17 protein-coding genes, 3 tRNA genes and 2 pseudogenes are annotated in these 17,927 nt (G+C 40.0%); 8 read left to right on the top strand and 14 right to left on the bottom strand.

The window, feature by feature from the left end:
- The 5 genes from IEW93_RS16135 to IEW93_RS16115 form a co-directional block, all read right to left on the bottom strand.
- Positions 1–189, bottom strand: a 189-nt coding sequence (locus tag IEW93_RS16135; protein ID WP_188740318.1) for a transposase, incomplete at its 3' end; no start/stop codon positions are given.
- A gap of 357 nt (positions 190–546) precedes the next feature.
- A tRNA-Val gene (locus IEW93_RS16130) sits at positions 547–623 on the bottom strand.
- A 38-nt stretch (positions 624–661) separates the two neighbouring features.
- Positions 662–738 (bottom strand) — tRNA-Val (locus IEW93_RS16125).
- Positions 739–776: 38 nt separating this feature from the next.
- Positions 777–884 (bottom strand) — tRNA-OTHER (locus IEW93_RS16120).
- Positions 885–1,060: 176 nt separating this feature from the next.
- Positions 1,061–2,422 (bottom strand): MATE family efflux transporter, encoded by a 1,362-nt coding sequence (locus IEW93_RS16115; protein ID WP_188740317.1) that lies wholly within the window; start codon positions 2,420–2,422, stop codon positions 1,061–1,063.
- A 29-nt stretch (positions 2,423–2,451) separates the two neighbouring features.
- Here IEW93_RS16115 and IEW93_RS16110 point away from each other — a divergent pair, with 29 nt between their 5' ends.
- Entirely contained in the window at positions 2,452–3,072 is a 621-nt protein-coding gene (locus IEW93_RS16110) for a riboflavin synthase subunit alpha (protein WP_188740316.1), read from the top strand.
- Positions 3,073–3,149: 77 nt separating this feature from the next.
- On the opposite strand, the gene IEW93_RS16105 is transcribed toward IEW93_RS16110, so the two are convergent.
- The gene (locus tag IEW93_RS16105) at positions 3,150–3,350 is read right to left on the bottom strand and encodes a CPXCG motif-containing cysteine-rich protein (RefSeq protein ID WP_188740315.1); all 201 of its coding nucleotides are present in this window, start codon (positions 3,348–3,350) and stop codon (positions 3,150–3,152) included.
- A 487-nt stretch (positions 3,351–3,837) separates the two neighbouring features.
- Between IEW93_RS16105 and thrS the strand changes: the two genes are divergently transcribed.
- The 5 genes and pseudogenes from thrS to IEW93_RS16080 all read left to right on the top strand — a co-directional run.
- Positions 3,838–5,766 carry a threonine--tRNA ligase gene (thrS, locus tag IEW93_RS16100; protein WP_188740314.1) on the top strand — a complete coding sequence of 643 codons (1,929 nt, stop codon included), beginning with the start codon at positions 3,838–3,840 and terminating at the stop codon, positions 5,764–5,766.
- A 3-nt stretch (positions 5,767–5,769) separates the two neighbouring features.
- Positions 5,770–6,312 carry a translation initiation factor IF-3 gene (gene infC, locus IEW93_RS16095; RefSeq protein ID WP_248957923.1) on the top strand — a complete coding sequence of 181 codons (543 nt, stop codon included), beginning with the start codon at positions 5,770–5,772 and terminating at the stop codon, positions 6,310–6,312.
- 82 nt (positions 6,313–6,394) lie between these two features.
- Positions 6,395–6,589 (top strand): 50S ribosomal protein L35, encoded by a 195-nt coding sequence (gene rpmI / locus IEW93_RS16090; RefSeq protein ID WP_011865828.1) that lies wholly within the window; start codon positions 6,395–6,397, stop codon positions 6,587–6,589.
- Between the two features lie 18 nt (positions 6,590–6,607).
- Complete coding sequence (gene rplT / locus IEW93_RS16085; protein WP_011637486.1) at positions 6,608–6,967, top strand: 50S ribosomal protein L20; 360 nt, start codon at positions 6,608–6,610, stop codon at positions 6,965–6,967.
- A gap of 334 nt (positions 6,968–7,301) precedes the next feature.
- Positions 7,302–8,480, top strand: a pseudogene (locus tag IEW93_RS16080) (amino acid aminotransferase); the annotation flags it as partial.
- On the opposite strand, the pseudogene IEW93_RS22375 reads toward IEW93_RS16080, so the two are convergent.
- Together IEW93_RS22375 and yvcK are read right to left on the bottom strand one after the other, a co-directional pair.
- A pseudogene (locus IEW93_RS22375) lies at positions 8,459–8,509 on the bottom strand (hypothetical protein); the annotation flags it as partial. The pseudogenes IEW93_RS16080 and IEW93_RS22375 overlap by 22 nt on opposite strands.
- Before the next feature lie 214 nt (positions 8,510–8,723).
- Positions 8,724–9,656, bottom strand: a complete 933-nt coding sequence (gene yvcK, locus IEW93_RS16075) for a uridine diphosphate-N-acetylglucosamine-binding protein YvcK (RefSeq protein WP_188740321.1) — start codon at positions 9,654–9,656, stop codon at positions 8,724–8,726.
- A 394-nt stretch (positions 9,657–10,050) separates the two neighbouring features.
- On the opposite strand from yvcK, the gene IEW93_RS16070 reads away from it, so the two are divergent.
- Both IEW93_RS16070 and IEW93_RS16065 read left to right on the top strand, forming a co-directional pair.
- Entirely contained in the window at positions 10,051–10,869 is an 819-nt protein-coding gene (locus IEW93_RS16070; RefSeq protein ID WP_188740312.1) for a glucosaminidase domain-containing protein, read from the top strand.
- The gene (locus tag IEW93_RS16065) at positions 10,862–11,500 is read left to right on the top strand and encodes a DUF2987 domain-containing protein (protein WP_188740311.1); all 639 of its coding nucleotides are present in this window, start codon (positions 10,862–10,864) and stop codon (positions 11,498–11,500) included. Before IEW93_RS16070 ends, IEW93_RS16065 begins: the two co-directional genes overlap by 8 nt.
- A 286-nt stretch (positions 11,501–11,786) precedes the next feature.
- Here IEW93_RS16065 and ttcA read toward each other — a convergent pair whose 3' ends face one another.
- The 6 genes from ttcA to IEW93_RS16035 all read right to left on the bottom strand — a co-directional run bounded on the left by ttcA (position 11,787) and on the right by IEW93_RS16035 (position 17,926).
- The gene (gene ttcA / locus IEW93_RS16060; RefSeq protein WP_188740310.1) at positions 11,787–12,731 is read right to left on the bottom strand and encodes a tRNA 2-thiocytidine(32) synthetase TtcA; all 945 of its coding nucleotides are present in this window, start codon (positions 12,729–12,731) and stop codon (positions 11,787–11,789) included.
- Positions 12,732–12,820: 89 nt separating this feature from the next.
- Positions 12,821–13,750: a universal stress protein UspE gene (gene uspE / locus IEW93_RS16055; protein WP_188740309.1), complete on the bottom strand. Its 930-nt coding sequence runs from the start codon at positions 13,748–13,750 to the stop codon at positions 12,821–12,823.
- Positions 13,751–13,850: 100 nt separating this feature from the next.
- Positions 13,851–14,603 carry an electron transport transcriptional regulator EtrA gene (etrA, locus tag IEW93_RS16050; RefSeq protein WP_188740308.1) on the bottom strand — a complete coding sequence of 251 codons (753 nt, stop codon included), beginning with the start codon at positions 14,601–14,603 and terminating at the stop codon, positions 13,851–13,853.
- Between the two features lie 55 nt (positions 14,604–14,658).
- Complete coding sequence (locus IEW93_RS16045; protein WP_188740307.1) at positions 14,659–15,348, bottom strand: sulfite exporter TauE/SafE family protein; 690 nt, start codon at positions 15,346–15,348, stop codon at positions 14,659–14,661.
- The gene (gene ccoS / locus IEW93_RS16040) at positions 15,345–15,539 is read right to left on the bottom strand and encodes a cbb3-type cytochrome oxidase assembly protein CcoS (RefSeq protein ID WP_188740306.1); all 195 of its coding nucleotides are present in this window, start codon (positions 15,537–15,539) and stop codon (positions 15,345–15,347) included. Before ccoS ends, IEW93_RS16045 begins: the two co-directional genes overlap by 4 nt.
- On the bottom strand, positions 15,536–17,926 hold the full coding sequence (locus IEW93_RS16035) for a heavy metal translocating P-type ATPase (RefSeq protein ID WP_188740305.1): 2,391 nt from the start codon (positions 17,924–17,926) through the stop codon (positions 15,536–15,538). Before IEW93_RS16035 ends, ccoS begins: the two co-directional genes overlap by 4 nt.
- Between the last annotated feature and the right edge of the window lies 1 nt (position 17,927).

Genomic DNA, 17,927 nt, shown 5'->3' with positions numbered 1-17,927 from the left:
AGGCGTTAACTTGCCGTTACCTCTAAAAGCATGGCCATCATCATTTTCTGCTTCTTTTATCCATCGGCCAAGAAGCTGAGGTGTTACTTCTAAATTTCTAGCAGCTTCAGCAATACTGTAATTTTGCCCTCTAACTAATGCGATAGCATCAAGTTTGAATTCTTTTGAATAGGTTTTACGTGTTTTCATTTTAATCTCCAGATAAATCAATTATGTCTTAACTGGGTTAGTCGTATCAATTAAACCACGTCACTGGCCAAACAATCAGCTTTAGTGCCATTTAAGCTTGTGGTCAGCTTAAAAATGTCAAAAATCCTCTTGTGCCAACTTGTTTGGCACGAAATTGGCGCAAAATCATAAAAACGCAATTTTTTGAGGTTAAAGTAACAAATTTTAATTACGTGATTAAAGCATCACCACGCGGATAACAGGAGTAGGGGTGTTTAAATATATTTGATAAATTAAAAATTTAGGCACAAAAAAGTTTCTTAAGGCACAGAGCTAAGTGATTTTAAAAGAGGTAAAATATTGAATTACATTAAGAAATGGTACACCCGAGTGGACTCGAACCACCGACCCCTACCATGTCAAGGTAGTGCTCTAACCAGCTGAGCTACGGGTGTATTGTTTGAATTTCAATGTTTAGACTCTTTGAAAAGAGTGGTACACCCGAGTGGACTCGAACCACCGACCCCTACCATGTCAAGGTAGTGCTCTAACCAACTGAGCTACGGGTGTATTGTTTGAATTTGACTGTTTAAACTCTGTCAGAAGAGTGGTACACCCGAGTGGACTGCTTTCTACATCGAGAATACCGACACCTAACACAGCTTTTCAAATGAGTAGGTAGTGCTACTCTTTTTTACCAACTGAGCTACGGGTGTATTGTTTAAAGCAAAACACCAATTATGTTTTGCTTTAAAGCGGTCGCTATCTTAAGTGGGATAGGCGGTTGCTTGCAAGTAAAAAAAACATTTTTATGACTAAATGGTGATTTGCTGTGCAACTTGATTCAAGGTTAAGCAATCGTCAGTACAAAAACGTTAAATTCTTAATCAATTTATCCAATTTGTTGAAACTCAAATCCTTTCTTTTGGATGTACTTTAGCCGAGCAGCAAACAAAATAGCAGCAACGGTTAAGCCTGCAATTAACCCTATCCAAAAACCATGTGCCCCAATTGGGTGTACAATAAAATCGGTGTAACCTAAAACATACCCGGTTGTCATGCCAACACACCAATAAGAAAATAACGTGATGTAAAAAGCACTACGGGTATCTTTATAACCACGCAGGGCGCCTGCAGCAACCACCTGTACCGAGTCTGATATTTGATAAAAGGCTGCCAGCATCATTAAACTACCTGCTAATGCAACAACTTCAGGATTGTCGTTATATAGCAGGGCGATTTCATGCCTAAACATAACGGTTAAAAACGCAGTACATACCGCCAACATAAGTGATAACCCTAAGCCCACTCTGGCTACCAATGCTGCAATTTCAGGTTGGTTTCGACCAAGATAGTAGCCAATACGAATTGACACTGCGATACCGATAGACAAAGGCAGCATAAATACAATAGATGAAAAATTAAGGGCTATTTGATGACTCGCCACGACATTAGAGCCTAATGGCGCCAGAAATAATGCGATAACAGCAAATAAACTGACTTCAAAAAACAAGGCCATTGCGATTGGCATTCCAAGTTTAGTCATTGACCACATGTTGGCTAAATGCGGACGATAGAAGTGTTTAAAAGGAGCAAGTTCTTTAAATGTTTTATCCACAAGCATGTAGATAACCATTGCAGCTAACATTGCCCAAAAAACTAATGCCGTTGCAACACCACAGCCGGCACCACCCATGGCAGGGATCCCAAATCCACCGTATATAAAGATGTAGTTGGCAGGAATGTTTACGGCAAGTCCAATAAAACCTATCATCATTGGTGGCATCGTATAAGAAATGCCTTCACTACAGCCCCTTAACACCTGGTAAATCACAAATGCAGGCGCTCCCCACAAGATCGCGTCGATATAACCTACCGTTAATGCGTGTAACTGTGGTTCTAAATTCATCAAATCGAGTAAATAGGTTGAAGATGCGAGAAAGATCATCACGCCAATAGCACCAATTATGGCAATATATCCAGCTTGAAAAATAAGCGATGGGATGATTTTTTGGTTATTTGCGCCATGGTGCTGCGAAAACACAGGTGTAAAAGACATTAACAATCCCTGTACAAATAATATCGCAGGTAACCAGAGACTAGTGCCAACTGCCACAGCGGCCATATCAACGGCACTGACACGCCCCGCCATAACTGTGTCGATAAACCCCATCATTGTTTGGGTGACCTGGGCAATAAGAACCGGAAGCGCTAATTTAATTAAGCGCTGAATTTGAAAACCTGTATTATTCATCAAAAAGCCTATTACGGAACGAGAGAAATATGTTTACTGGTATAGTTCAAGCCACTTGTGAAGTGGTATCAATTTATAAAGCTGCAGGCCTAAAAACCTTTGAAGTCGCAATGACACCAGAATTAACAAAGGGATTAGTAACAGGTGCAAGTGTAGCCAATAATGGCGTTTGTCTTACTGTAACCAAGATATTAAATGATAAGGTTTTCTTTGATGTAATGGAAGAAACATTACAGCTGACAAATTTAGGTAAAACCGCTGTTGGCGATAGAGTTAATATTGAACGTTCGCTGACGTTTGGTACTGAAATCGGTGGGCATATTTTGTCTGGGCATATACATACTCAGGCAAAGGTAAAATCTGTTAGCAATACGGCAGAACACTATAATATTGAACTAGAAATAGATCCGAAATGGATGCACTACATTTTTTACAAGGGGTTTATTGGTATTAATGGCTGTAGTTTAACCGTAGGACAGGTGAGTGATAGCGGGTTTATGTTGCACTTAATTCCTGAAACACTGAAATTAACTAACTTAAGCGATTATCAGGTCGGCGATGATATCAATATTGAAATAGACAGCCAGACACAAGTCATAGTCGATACTGTAGAGCGTATTTTGGCTAAAAAGCAGCTTGTTAATAGTTAAGTTACTACTATCACCTATGTCACAGTAGCCACGTCAGTTGAGTAAAACGTGGCTAGCTGCAGGAAATGCGCTAACACTCAGTATATTTGTTCATCATCTGAATCAACATGTAACTCTATCATACGCCGGTTGTCATCTAAGTGCATACGTATATGAATAGGGTTACAGCAAATGCGGCAATCATCGTAATACTCTTGATCGCCTGCACTTGCATCTATCGTGATATGTTGATGATGACCGCAATGCGGGCAACAAATTGCGCGTGATAATAATCTCATCGTAAAGCCTCCCACTGTTGTCGATATAATGATTATAGTGGGATTTTATTATTCTGGCTCAACCATAGTACTGATTTTATATCGTTGAATTATTTTGATTCTAAAATTATCACTACGGGTGTTATGTTAATTTATTTATTTTAATACAAAATGTTATGGGATGTTATTTTATCATCAAAGTGGATGGCCAGTTAATGTTAACAATATCTAAATAGCGAAATCTGACATAAGCGCTTGTATATTAAAAATAATAAAAATATCGAAATTTGAGTGTAAGGATATTTGCAACCTGGCCTAAATATTATCGATATTAAGCCTTACATGGTTGCGCCACAAAGCGCTTATCACATAGAATATCGACCTACGTTTTTGGGTAACTAAGACTCCTGTACTGTCTTGATTTCATTAACGTGTCTCTCGTTCCAAAAGAACATACTTAATTACCATGTGGCCCTACGTGCGGGTCACCACTGGACAAGGACATTTCATGCCTATTATTACATTGCCTGATGGCAGCAAACGTGAGTTTGCCAATCCTGTATCAACTCTTGATGTTGCACTCGATATCGGTCCTGGCTTAGCAAAAGCTTGTATTGCTGGCCGTGTTAACGGTGAGCTTAAAGATGCAACAGACCTAATTACAGCAGATTCAGAGTTAGCTATCATTACGGCTAAAGACGAAGAGGGTGTTGAAATCCTTCGCCATTCTTGTGCGCATTTATTGGGTCATGCTATCAAGCAAATGTGGCCTGAAACTAAAATGGCGATTGGCCCTGTTATCGACAACGGTTTTTATTACGATATCGATTTAGATCACAAACTAACTCAAGAAGATATCGAAGCGCTTGAAAAACGCATGTTAGATTTAGCCAAAACTAACTATGACGTCGTTAAAAAAGTGGTTTCTTGGCAAGAAGCGCGTGACACATTCGCACAACGTGGCGAAGAATATAAAATGGCAATCTTAGATGAAAATATCAGCAAAGATGCCACGCCTGCGCTATATCACCACGAAGAATACATTGATATGTGTCGCGGCCCACATGTACCTAACATGCGTTTTTGTCAAAATTTCAAGTTAATGAGTATCGCAGGTGCATACTGGCGCGGTAACTCTGAAAACAAAATGTTGCAGCGTATTTACGGCACGGCATGGGCAGACAAAAAAGCCCTAAAAACTCACTTAGTTCGCCTAGAAGAAGCCGCAAAGCGTGACCACCGTAAAATTGGTAAACAGTTAGACTTATACCACATGCAAGAAGAGGCACCAGGAATGGTGTTTTGGCATAACGATGGTTGGAGCATATTCCTAGAGCTTGAAAAGTTTATTCGTCAAAAATTAGGTCAATACACTTACCAAGAAGTGAAAGGCCCATTAATGATGGACCGTTCTTTATGGGAGCGTTCTGGCCATTGGGACAAATATTCAGAAGCCATGTTCACGACAAACAGTGAAAGCCGCGAATATGCAATTAAGCCAATGAACTGCCCAGGCCACGTACAGATCTTTAACCAAGGGTTAAAATCTTACCGTGATTTGCCATTACGTATGGCAGAGTTTGGATGTTGTCACCGTAACGAACCATCAGGTTCTTTACACGGTTTAATGCGAGTACGTGGTTTTACCCAAGATGACGCGCATATATTCTGTACCGACGATCAAGTTCAACAAGAAGTGAGTGCATGTATCCAAATGGTATATGATACTTACGCTACATTTGGTTTCGAAAACATTGTTGTTAAATTATCGACACGCCCAGAAAAGCGTATCGGTGATGACGCAATGTGGGACCGTGCAGAAGAAGCACTGAAACAAGCTTTAGCCGCAAATAATATCGAATTTGAGATATTACCAGGCGAAGGTGCGTTTTATGGCCCAAAAATCGAATTTACCTTACATGATTGTTTAGATCGTGCATGGCAATGTGGTACAGTACAGCTCGATTACGCATTACCGACTCGTTTAGGTGCAACTTATGTTGCTGAAGACAACAGTCGCCAAACGCCGGTAATGATCCATCGTGCTATTTTAGGTTCGTTAGAGCGCTTCTTAGGTATCTTGATAGAAGAATACGCAGGTAAATTCCCAACGTGGCTTGCTCCAATGCAAGTTGTTGTAATGAATATTACCGATAAACAAGCTGATTATGTTGAAGAAATCGTTAAATTCTTCAAAGAACAGGGTATTCGAGCATCTTTTGACTTGAGGAATGAGAAAATAGGCTTTAAAATACGCGAACACACACTAAGACGTGTGCCTTATTTGTTGGTCGTTGGTGATCAAGAAATGGAAAATAAGGAAGTCGCGGTGCGTACACGTGACGGTATTGATTTAGGCAAGTTAAAATTAGAAGATTTTGCCTCTAAAATACGTCAACAAATTTCGCTCCGTAGTCTCAAATTGTTGGAGGAATAGGTCATAAAGATCAAAAGAACAGCAGGGCGACAGCCAGCCCCTAATAGAATCAATGAAGAAATCACTGGTGTTCCTGAAGTCCGTTTATCGGATTTAGAAGGTGAATCAATTGGTATCGTTAGCATTAAAGAAGCTCAGAGTATTGCAGATGAAGCAGGCGTTGATCTCGTAGAGATCAGCCCGAATGCTGAGCCTCCTGTCTGTCGCATAATGGACTACGGTAAGTTCCTTTTTGATAAAGCGAAAGCTCAAAAGGAACAAAAAAAGAAGCAGAAACAGGTCCAGGTTAAGGAAATTAAATTCCGTCCAGGCACTGATGAAAACGACTATCAGGTAAAACTACGCAACCTGATTCGTTTTCTAGAAGATGGGGACAAAGCGAAAATTACGCTGCGTTTCCGTGGTCGCGAAATGGCACACCAAAACCTAGGTATGGATCTTTTGAACCGTATCAAGGCTGATTTGGAAGAGTATGCGGTTGTCGAATCTTTCCCTAAAATGGAAGGTCGTCAAGCAATTATGGTGCTAGCACCTAAAAAGAAATAGTAGGGCAACCTAAAGTAGCAAAAGTCTCTTGAGGCTTTTGCTCGCCTTACGTTTATTAACGTCCCAATGCGGAGTTTTAGAAATGCCTAAAATGAAAACAGACAAGGGTGTACAAAAGCGTTTTAAGAAAACCGCTAATGGTTTCAAACGCAAACAAGCACACTTACGTCACATTTTGACCAAGAAGAGCACTAAGCGTAAGCGTCACTTACGTGCTAAATGTTTAGTCGCTAAGTCTGATGTGCCAGCAATTGCACGTCAACTACCATACGCTTAATTAAAGGAGAGATAACAAATGCCTAGAGTTAAGCGTGGTGTAACCGCTCGTGCTCGTCACAAAAAAGTACTTAAACTAGCTAAAGGTTATTATGGCGCTCGTAGCCGTACTTACCGTGTTGCTGTTCAAGCAGTAACTAAAGCTGGTCAATATGCTTACCGTGACCGTCGTCAGAAAAAACGTCAATTCCGTCAATTATGGATTGCACGTATTAATGCGGCTTCACGTCAAAATGGTCTGTCTTACAGCCGTTTCATCAACGGTCTGAAAAAGGCGTCTATCGAAATCGATCGTAAGATTTTGGCTGACATCGCTGTATTTGACAAAGTTGTATTTGCAACTTTAGTTGAAAAAGCAAAAGAAGCATTAACTAAGTAATTAGTGAAATGTTTTGGAAAAAGGAACCTTAGGGTTCCTTTTTTTATGCCTCAAATTCAATCAATATTGCTAATTGTAATCTGGATAAATAGTGAGTAGAAAAATTGCTTAGCATAGGCATGAATTGCAGTAAGCGAGTTGTCTTATCTTCAACATTTCTAACGAAACTATAAGCAATGCTAAGCAGTAAGAATGATCACATTTTTGTGTTGATTGGGTATAACAATACGAAAAGCTCATTTTGTCGCAACAATCAAAAAACTCACTACTCAGTTTGTTGATACAATGGTATAACTAAGCAAAATTTGTATCACCCACCACTTAGGATAGTTGTATGATCTTTTCTGAAGTAACGCTAGCTCCAGCAGACCCCATTTTAGGCTTAACTGACGCTTTTAAAGCTGATACTCGTGCACATAAAGTCAATTTAGGTGTCGGTATTTATAAAGATGAGGCAGGACAAACACCTGTACTAAAATCTGTAAAAAAAGCAGAAGCAATCTTACTTGAAACAGAATCGACCAAAAATTATCTTGGTATTGAAGGTGTTCAAGCATATAACCAGGTTGTTCAAGGTTTATTATTTGGACAAGACAGCAAGATCATCAGTGATAAACGTGCCGCAACTGCACAAGCTCCAGGTGGTACAGGCGCATTACGTGTTGCTGCTGAGTTCTTAGTTCGTAACACTCAATCTACTACCATTTGGGTAAGCAATCCTACTTGGGCAAATCATCAAAATATTTTTGAAACAGCTGGACTAGTGGTTAAAGAATACCGTTACTATAAAGCCGAAACTCATGATATGGATTTCGATGCCATGCTAGCCGATCTTGCCACTGCGCAGCCTGGCGATGTTGTGTTACTACATGGCTGTTGCCATAACCCTACCGGTATTGATTTATCATTGGCACAGTGGAGCCAGGTGGCACAACTTTGTTTAGATAAACAATTGTTGCCGTTATTTGATTTTGCTTACCAAGGTTTTGGTGTGGGCATTGAAGAAGATGCACAAGGTCTTCGTGCTGTTGCAGCCGTGCTGCCAGAGTTATTAATCGCTAATTCATTTTCTAAAAACTTTGGTTTATACAATGAACGTATAGGTGCAGTTACCGTTGTAGCAGAAGATGAAAACACAGCAACTAACAGCTTTAGCCAAATCAAAAAAACCATCCGTGCAAATTACTCAAACCCTCCAGCACATGGCGGTTTAATTGTGAGTACCATTTTATCTAATCCAGAATTGCGTCAACTCTGGGAAGGTGAATTAACTGAGATGCGCCAACGTATCGCAGAAATGCGTACGCTTTTTGTTGAAAGTTTAAAAGCGGAAGGTGTAGAACAAGACTTTAGCTTTATTTCACGTCAAAATGGTATGTTTAGTTTTTCAGGCTTAAATAAACAACAAGTGGCACGTTTAAAAGATGAATTTGCCATTTATATTGTGGGTTCTGGCCGTATAAGTGTGGCTGGTTTAACCAAAAACAATATGCCAGCAGTGTGTAAAGCTATCGCGCAAGTATTATAATACGCAGGCTTTATACCGGACTAAAGGCTGCATTTGCAGCCTTTATTATTATTTAAACGATTGTACCAATCAGCACCAGAATGTGATCATTCTTACTCATTAACATCGCTTATAAGCTTGTTAGAATTTTAAGGTAGAACAACTCACTCGCTGTAATTTCTGCCTATGCTAAGCGATTTTTCTTACGCAATCTTTGAACACTTATTTAACCTGATTAATGGTATTAGATTAAACTTGAGGTTGTAATTGCGTTTGGTAGTGTAGATGTACCTGTTCAATCGCTTCTGCTAATGATTGTTTATCGTGCAAGCCCGAGTGATGATGACTAACTAAGTTAAATTGGTTAAATCGTACGTTTGTACAGTACTGACTGGTTATATTTGCTGCACTGTTATCCTGTATCACATCAATAATGGCTTCTTTACCAATCAATTGATTTAACCACACAATCTTATCTTCTATGCTGAATGTGCTTGCTGGTGAATATTCAGCGGTTAAATTATCAATGAGTATCACATGCGCATTTGAGTGGCGAATACTGGCTGCGATTTCAGGCAACAATAAAGGCGGGATCACGCTGGTTAAAAAACTCCCAGGCCCTAATATAATCAATTCAGCTTGTTCTATAGCTGCACATGCTTCATTGGTTGCCTGTACTTGAGGTTCGAGTGACAGCGCAATAGGTGCCTCTTTCATGCTGTCTACATTTAACTCACCAAAGACTTTGGCACCACAATGACTGAGGGCAACGAGATGTGTTGATGCTTCAGACATCGGGATAATATTGGTTTCAATGTTTAAAATGCCACGAATTAAATTAACCGCCTCAAGCGGCCGTACGCAAAGCTGATCAAGTGCGTGTAACACAAGGTTGCCTAAATTATGCCCAGCCAGCTCATTAGTGCCGGTAAAGCGATGATCAAATAACATTGCACCGAGTGAAGGGCGGTGGCTTAAATGCGACAAACAATTACGCAAATCTCCCCATGCAATGGTTTGTTGATCTTGTCTTAAGCGCCCAGTAGAGCCACCGTTATCTGTTGTTGCGACAATGCCGGTTAATCGCGGGCCTAAAAAAGAGAGTGCAGCAAGAATTCGGCCTAAACCATGCCCGCCACCAATAGCGACGACATGCTTTGTATTTATAAGTTGATGATTCAACATAATGTTGTGATACTTCCTTAACATGTTGAATGAGGCACTGATTGATCCAATAACGTCGTTTATACTGTAATGTTATCCTACATAAACAGTCGATAACGACGTGAAAATGGTAAAAACGAGGCCTGAAAATGTCGGCTAAAGCGTTTTTAACTCTAAAAATTATCCCAGCAATGCTCAATAGGTAAATTGAAATGATAAAAATAACAACCAACATAACAATCCTATGATTTTACTCCTTTAATGACATTAAAGTGTAATTAATTTTAAGCTTTTGCCTGGGTAATATATGATAACGATTGCTACGTTCATTGGTAAATCACATTAATGGATCAGAATACTTTAGCGGTTATACTATTTGAGCTATAACGATTTTATTTTAAGGTAGGTACGTTTGAAGATAGGTCATGTTGGTCAAATCACATTTGCGTTAGGATTAGCTGTCATCGCACTGTTAGCTATCAGAGTATTTGTTATTCCATCAACGAGTATCCCTTTAAAACGAATGACCTTAGGCCATTTGCACAATATCGATTTGGGCAAAATGCCTGATTTTTCAAACATAGATGATATAACCACCAAGAAACAAACATTTTTTGATTATTTACGTCCAGCCATCGAAGCGCAAAACCAAATCATTATTCATGAGCGTCAATTTGTTGTGTCGATGATTGAGCAGTTAGATAAAGGTATTGGTTTAAATAAAGCTGACAATGAACGCTTACAGTCTATTGTAGAAAAATATCAGTACGATATAGACATGTTTACCCCTGCGTCGTTATCTCCTTTACTCAGACGCATCGATACCATTCCTGTTGAGATGGTATTGATTCAAGCTGCTAATGAAAGTGGATGGGGCAGTTCTCGTTTTGCTAAAAAAGGGTTTAACTTTTTTGGCCAGTGGTGTTTCACTAAAGGTTGTGGCATTGTGCCGTCTGCAAGAGACGAAAATAAAAATCATGAAGTTGCTGTATTTAATTCGCCTAAAGATTCTATCATTGCGTACATGGTTAATTTAAATACTAACCACGCGTATCGTTTATTTCGAGCAATGCGGGCCGATCTTCGCGCACAAAAAATTAAACCGACAGCAGAAAAGCTCGTTTTTGGACTGATTAATTATTCAGAGCGAAGAGAAGACTATATTGATGAGTTGCTCGAAATGCTTAAACACAACAAATCTTTGTTAACAGGAAACCAAGCCAATGCTTAACCGTTCGCTACGAACTGGATTCATTTTATGTTCAACTCTTTTTATTACCACAACCAGTTTTGCTGACACAGTGTCGTTAGAGTATGTTGGTTTTTACGATCGATTAAAGCAAGTCAATAAGAAAAATTATCCGTTGGTTGAATTAGCCTTTAGTGTGCCCATTACAACTGATTGCACGATAAAATCCGGTAATATAACAACTGAAAACCAAACCTTTCCATTAACTTACACACGTCAACAAAGATTGTTTATCCCTTATGATGCGCAATTAAAATCAGACAGGGCGTTGGTCAACATCGATGTTGCAGGCGACTCGAGTCAATGTGCTATTGCTATGCAAGTTAGAGCCAGTAATACTCAGCAGCAATATACCCAGGCTGAGTTATTAGCACTTAATGCCGATATGGATCGTTTATTAGATGGCTTACAAGGTTTCCCGATGAAATATTTTCGTAAACCTATTGATGGCATTACATTTGAATTTCTCTCATCAGATACTGAGATCGTTATTGATGGTGAGGTACAAGCATCGTCACAAAAATTTACGCTCAATGCGCAGCAAATCAATAGGCTAAAACACATTTCATTTAGCCAACAACCTATTGTTGTGAGCCCTTTGGTTAATCAATAGCGATTAATCCTTATTTTAACCACATTAGGGCGCTCATCTTTGTTGATGAAAATAATCAAAGATGAAACGCCCACATATCAGTAAAACAAAAAGGCGTTGATATTATCAACGCCTTTTCATCACTGTACTAACACCAATCAGCACAAAAATGTGACCATTCTTATTGGTTAACATCGCTTCTAAATCGCTTATATCGTCGTTAGACATTTTGACGGTAGAACAACTCGCTAGCTGCGATTTCTGCCATATTCTAAGCGATTTTTGTTTATCCCTGATAGGTATAAGATTATGGTTTAAACGTTGCCACGATATCTATTCGATTACTAATATCTAAATTAATGTGGCCATTGTTACTAACATCTACAAAATCAAATGCAGGTAAATCAGCATCCGCTACGTCACCTTTGTTTTCTGCGTTGGGATCACGTTTAAGTGACACAAAATCAAACTGCTCGCGATCAACACCTTGCGATGGAGCGGTGTTTTGCATGGCTGTAAAAATCGTTTCTAAACGCCCTGGCGATTGCTTATCCCACAGCTGCAACATGTTTTTGATTTCTGCGCGCTTTAAGTTTTCCTGTGAACCACATAAATTACACGGAATAATCGGAAACTGTTTAAGCGTTGAATACGCTTCAATGTCTTTTTCACGGCAGTAGGCTAATGGACGAATAACCATATTGGCGCCGTCATCCGACAATAGCTTTGGCGGCATTGCTTTGAGTTTACCGCCGTAAAACATGTTCAAAAATAGGGTTTCGATGATGTCATCACGATGGTGGCCTAATGCAATTTTGGTTGCGCCAATGTGTTGTGCAAAACCATATAATGTTCCGCGACGTAAACGAGAACACAAAGCACACGTTGTTTTGCCTTCAGGCACTTTCTCTTTAACAATAGAATAAGTGTCTTTTTCAAGAATATGATAAGGCACGCCAATTTTATCAAGGTAGGCCGGAAGGATATGCTCAGGAAACCCAGGTTGTTTTTGATCTAGATTTACCGCAACAATTTCAAACTTAATCGGGGCACGTTGTTGAAGATTTAACAAAATATCGAGCATGGTGTAACTGTCTTTACCGCCAGATAAACAGCACATAACACGATCGCCATCTTCGATCATATTGTAATCTGCAATCGCCGAGCCGACTTCACGACGTAAACGCTTTTGCAGTTTATTCATACGAGTAATATTTTTTTTTGCGATTGTATCGACTTCAACTTCAGACATAAAAATGCGCCCAGTAACCAAGTGTTTCAGGGCGCGTATTATTCCAGTAATCGAGGGCAGGGTAAAGGTTTTAGCTTACTCTTAATCGACTAATCTTCTAAAGGTGATTTATAACCATCGGGTTTAATCGCTAATAAGTCACAATTAATGCTGTCGATAACGTGTTCAGCAGTATTACCGATTAATGCTGCAGAAAACCCAGTTCTACCGACGGTACCTAAAACGACAAGTTCAGCGTCTAATTTAGTAGCCAGTTCAGGGATAACATCTTCAGGTAGGCCTTCTTCAACATGGCAATTCTCAAGTGGGATGTTATAGGCTTGAGCAAGATATTGAACACGCTGTTCGTGTTGCATCCTGACAGTATTGTTATAAATGTTGGCGTCAAAATCGGGTAGTTCGATGGCTAAATTAACAGGTGTTCCAGGGTAGCCGTTAACCAGATGCACACTTGCCGAGAATTTTTTGGCTAAATCAAGTGCATGATTAATGATTTTACCGTTAAGGTTTTGGTGATCTTCATCTTCTGACACCACATTGACCGCACAAACAATTTTACCCGCAACAGGCCAGTCATGTTCTTTTACCATCAATACTGGCACAGGCGATTTGCGCATTAAGTGCCAGTCAGTTGGTGTAAAAATAACCGCTTTGAGTTTGTCGTGTTGATGAGTGCTTTTTACAATCAGATTATAATCACCTTTCATGGCGTAATTAATCACACTTTCAAAAGGGCGATTGTGCCAAACCACTTCGGTATTAATCGTTAATTTTTTACTGTTATAACCGCTAATGGCACTTTCTAACCAGGCTACGCGTTGATCTATCACGCCTTGGCGCATCGCCTCACGCTCCTGGCTAGATAAAATAGAGGTCATTTCATATGAAAAATCAAAAATAGATAAAAATGCGGTGATGGTAGCATTACTTTTACTGGCAAGTTCTACAGCACGAGCTAGAGCGGGTTGATGATCTGTTGTAGGGTTTATCACCACTAAAATCTTTTTATATTCCTTCATAAAACCTCCAAAGCTGTTGATTTTTTGTTTATATATTAATAGCTTTAAGTATTACCCTTTACTAATTAATAAACCTTGAAGTAGATCATACAAATTCATTTTAAGTTGCTATCTGCGCATTGCCTGCCAATTTTGCAAGTTCAACATGGTCAACAATACTGATGTACTTTCCATTCACTTCAATTAAGCCCGCTTTTTGAAAACGCCCCAATAAGCGACTAATGGTTTCTACGGTTAGTCCTAAATAATTGCCGATATCACCGCGTGTCATCGTTAATCTAAATTCTTTAGATGAAAACCCACGATTACCAAATCGTTTGGCTAAATTATTGATAAAAGCAGCCAGGCGTTCTTCAGCATTTTTCTTAGACAGTAAAAGGATCATTTCTTGATCTGTCATGATTTCGCTGCTCATTAAGCGCATAATTTGTTGACGCAGTTTGGGCATAGTACCGGCGAGAGTATCGAGAGTGTCAAAAGGGATTTCACACACCATTGAGGTTTCTAATGCTTGGGCAAAACTCTGGTGTTGCTGTGCATGTATACCGTCAAATCCGATAACATCACCAGCAAGATGAAAGCCAGTAATTTGTTCATCACCCTGTTCGGTAATGGTATAACTCTTAATAGTACCTGAGCGAATGGCGTAGAGGGATTTAAGGCCATCACCAGACTTAAAAATAAGATCGCCTTTTTGAATGGGTTTTTTGCGCTCTATGATGTTATCAAGTTTATCTAGCTCATCATTGTTCAAGGTAAAAGGAATACATAACGCTTCCATACTGCAATCGTGGCAATGAATGGCACAACCACTGTTTGAAGGACGACGCGCTTTTGTTAGTTCTGAAGTCATACCCATTCTCAATTTATGTAAACATTACCATGTTAAACCAATTTAACTTTACAAACTAGTTTAGCTGATCCACCGCAATAAACAGTGTCTGTAAACCAAACAACACTAAAAGGAGTCCGCTAAATAGCCTAACAGCACGTTTTTGGACCCAATGCGCAAGCGTTTTGGCTGCCAAACCCGCTGCAAATAAAGCTGGAATGGTACCAAGACCAAAAGCTAACATGATCAGACCCCCTTGCAGTGCGCTGCCAGAGGCAACAGACCAGGTTAGTGTGCTATAAACCAGCCCGCAAGGTAACCAGCCCCAAACCATGCCAGCAAGTAATGCCTGATAAGGATGTTGAATGGGCAATAATTTGCGCGTTAATGGTTGTAAATAACGCCATAACACTTTACCTACTTTTTCAATATGGACAATTCCAAACCATATTTGAGCAATATATAAGCCTGTTAATATCATCATTACACCGGCAAAAATGCGTAAACAAAGCAGGTAAACATCGGCGTCAAACAATTGTCCAAGTGCAGAGGCACTGCCTCCAACAAATATACCAGCAAGTGTATAGCTGCTAATTCTGCCTAAATTATAGCTGATTAAAAATCGTAATTGATTGGCTAGCTTATTTTGCTTGTTGTCTGGAATATTGGCAGAAAAAGCACCGATTAACCCACCGCACATACCAAAACAATGTGCCGCACCCATTAACCCGACAATAAAGGCACCACCTATATTGTATTCAATCACAATTGCTGCTCTGATTTTGTTTCTGTTTGACTATCCGTTACTGACGGTTTGGCTTCTTCATCAAATAAAATTGACACACTTTGCCTGTCTAAGTCGTCAAATTGCTCAGATTTTACCGCCCAAAAAAAGATGGCAACGGCAATGAGTACAAACAACATAGCAATAGGGATTAGCACATAAATGATACTCATAGTTTTATCCTAAGTAGCCTTAAACTGTTACTCACAACAATGAGTGAGCTAACAGACATACCAATTGCTGCAATATAAGGGGCAACATGTCCGGTTACAGCAAGAGGCAAAATAATAACGTTATAAGCAAAAGCCCATAATAAATTTTGATGAATTATATTTTGGGCCTGTTTAGCCACACTAATTGCATCGTTAAACCGAGACAAGTGATCGCCAAGTAAGATTAAATCTGCACTGTTTTTAGCAATTGCACTGCCGCTCCCCATCGCAACAGAGAGATTTGCGCCGGCCAGTACCGGGGCATCATTAATGCCATCACCAAACATGGCAACCTTTTTGGCTTGCTGTAATCGATTGATAAGCGATAACTTGCCTTGAGGCGATAAGCCAGAATGTACATCCTTGATGCCAAGTTTTTGAGCTAAATATTCAACATGGCCAGAGCTGTCACCACTGGCAATGCTTAAGCCGATATTTGCACCAGACAGCTTAGCAATAGTATCTTTAACATCTAATCTAACTTGATCTAGCATTTCTATTTGTGCAACGAGCTTATTATCAATCGACATATAAATGTGTTGAGAATGGTGCTGACGAGAAGGCTCGCTATGCTCAGGTAACACAAACGAAAGCTTCCCCACTTTTACCTTTTGGCGATCAATTATGCCCTCAATCCCCTGGCCAACATGATGTTGAATATCGGTGACAACATAGCGGTTATCAAAAAACGGTTTAAATGCTTGAGCTATCGGGTGTAACGAGCCTTGTTCAATGGCCGCTGCAATAGCTAATACTTGTTGTTGTGAATAGGGTTGTTCAATGTTGATGTCACCGATAGTCAAATGACCACAAGTTAACGTGCCCGTTTTATCAAATACCACATGATCAATTTGGGTTAATTTTTCAAATACACCAGCCTTACGTGTGATAATACCCAACTTGGTAAATATTGCAGTTGCACAGGTAACTGCGGTTGGGGTTGCTAAGGCGAGGGCACAAGGGCAGGTTGCCACTAGTACCGATAAAGTCACCCAAAAAGCATCTTCAGGCGATATAAAAGACCAAACAATGTAAGTCACAAGCGCAATCGATAAAATGGTAGCCGAAAAATACCTGGCTAATCTATCTGCCACTAACGCAATGGTGGGTTTGTTATTAGATGCTAATTCTTGTAAACGAATAATCTCAGCAACAAGCTGATCTTGGCCTAAGGCGGTTACTTTAGCCTGTAATGGCTGCTCAACATTAATCGTGCCGGCATACACATTATCGTGTATTTGTTTGGTAATAGGCATTTGCTCGCCTGTTAACATGGCCTCATTAATACTGGATTTACCAGACACAACAACCGCATCGGCAGCAATAACCTCACCAGGTTTAACCAAAATAATATCGTTTATGCGTAATTGTTTTGCGGCGATTTCTGTCACTTGGCCATCTTTTAGCAGGTGAGCCGTTAATGGGATTAACTTATGTAAATTGCTTGAGCTGACAGAGGCTTTTTGCCTGGCGGTTTGTTCAAAGTATCGGCCAAGCAATAAAAAGAAAGTAAACATCGACACGGATTCAAAATACACTTCTCCGTTACCTTGAATTGTGGCAACGCAACTGGCGATGAACGCGCCGCCAATGGCAATTGAGACAGACACATCCATGTTAAGTTTGCCGCTCAGTAAGCTTCGCATGGCACTAAAGTAAAATGGCTGTGCAGAATACAGCACCACAGGGGCTGCAAAAATTAAACTTACCCAGCGAAAGTAATCTCTAAACTCAATGTCTAACTCGGTAAAATAGCCAGTATATAAAGCAAGGGCAAACATCATCACTTGCATAGTAGCAAAGCCCGCTAAGCCAAGGCGTAATAAAAATTTACGGCTATCGGCTTTTGATTGTTTTTCTTGCTCATCGACTTGATAGGGCGCGGCTTGATAACCAATTTGGCTAATTAATTGTAAAATTTCACTCAGTTTAATGGTGTCATTGTTCCAGCTCACCAAAGCCCGCTGCGTGGTTGAGTTAACCAGCACTTTATCAATACCTTGAACAGGTTTTAATTTGTGTTCAATCAGCCAGGCACAAGCGGCGCATGTTATGCCGTCAATCGATAACGAAGTGGTGTCCACGTTACCTTGTTTATGAACAAAATCCTGTTGCACTTCAGGGAGATCATAAGCACTGTATTGAGTTAATTGCTCAGGCACCAGCGCAGTTTGACGATTACCGGGTTCGCTTCTGAACTGGTAATAACTGGTTAATCCAGCATCAATAATAGCTTGTGAAACCGCCTGACAACCAGGGCAACACATGGGTTGTGCATGCCCGTTAATTGTCGTGGTAAATTGGTCGCCAGTAACGACAAGTTCATTACAATGAAAGCAAGATGTCATA

This window comes from Shewanella inventionis (genome assembly GCF_014641855.1).
Lineage (GTDB): Bacteria > Pseudomonadota > Gammaproteobacteria > Enterobacterales > Shewanellaceae > Shewanella > Shewanella inventionis.
The sequence above is the reverse complement of the archived record's forward strand: the minus strand, read 5'-3'. Positions and strand labels throughout refer to the sequence as shown.

Excerpts from the sequence above, each read along its gene's own strand:
- IEW93_RS16035 (WP_188740305.1), bottom strand. The coding sequence starts at position 17,926 with ATGACATCTTGCTTTCATTGTAATGAACTTGTCGTTACTGGCGACCAA.
- thrS (WP_188740314.1), top strand. The coding sequence starts at position 3,838 with ATGCCTATTATTACATTGCCTGATGGCAGCAAACGTGAGTTTGCCAAT.
- IEW93_RS16110 (WP_188740316.1), top strand. The coding sequence starts at position 2,452 with ATGTTTACTGGTATAGTTCAAGCCACTTGTGAAGTGGTATCAATTTAT.
- IEW93_RS16105 (WP_188740315.1), bottom strand. The coding sequence starts at position 3,350 with ATGAGATTATTATCACGCGCAATTTGTTGCCCGCATTGCGGTCATCAT.
- IEW93_RS16065 (WP_188740311.1), top strand. The coding sequence starts at position 10,862 with ATGCTTAACCGTTCGCTACGAACTGGATTCATTTTATGTTCAACTCTT.
- uspE (WP_188740309.1), bottom strand. The coding sequence starts at position 13,750 with ATGAAGGAATATAAAAAGATTTTAGTGGTGATAAACCCTACAACAGAT.
- IEW93_RS16115 (WP_188740317.1), bottom strand. The coding sequence starts at position 2,422 with ATGAATAATACAGGTTTTCAAATTCAGCGCTTAATTAAATTAGCGCTT.
- rpmI (WP_011865828.1), top strand. The coding sequence starts at position 6,395 with ATGCCTAAAATGAAAACAGACAAGGGTGTACAAAAGCGTTTTAAGAAA.
- ccoS (WP_188740306.1), bottom strand. The coding sequence starts at position 15,539 with ATGAGTATCATTTATGTGCTAATCCCTATTGCTATGTTGTTTGTACTC.
- etrA (WP_188740308.1), bottom strand. The coding sequence starts at position 14,603 with ATGACTTCAGAACTAACAAAAGCGCGTCGTCCTTCAAACAGTGGTTGT.
- ttcA (WP_188740310.1), bottom strand. The coding sequence starts at position 12,731 with ATGTCTGAAGTTGAAGTCGATACAATCGCAAAAAAAAATATTACTCGT.
- rplT (WP_011637486.1), top strand. The coding sequence starts at position 6,608 with ATGCCTAGAGTTAAGCGTGGTGTAACCGCTCGTGCTCGTCACAAAAAA.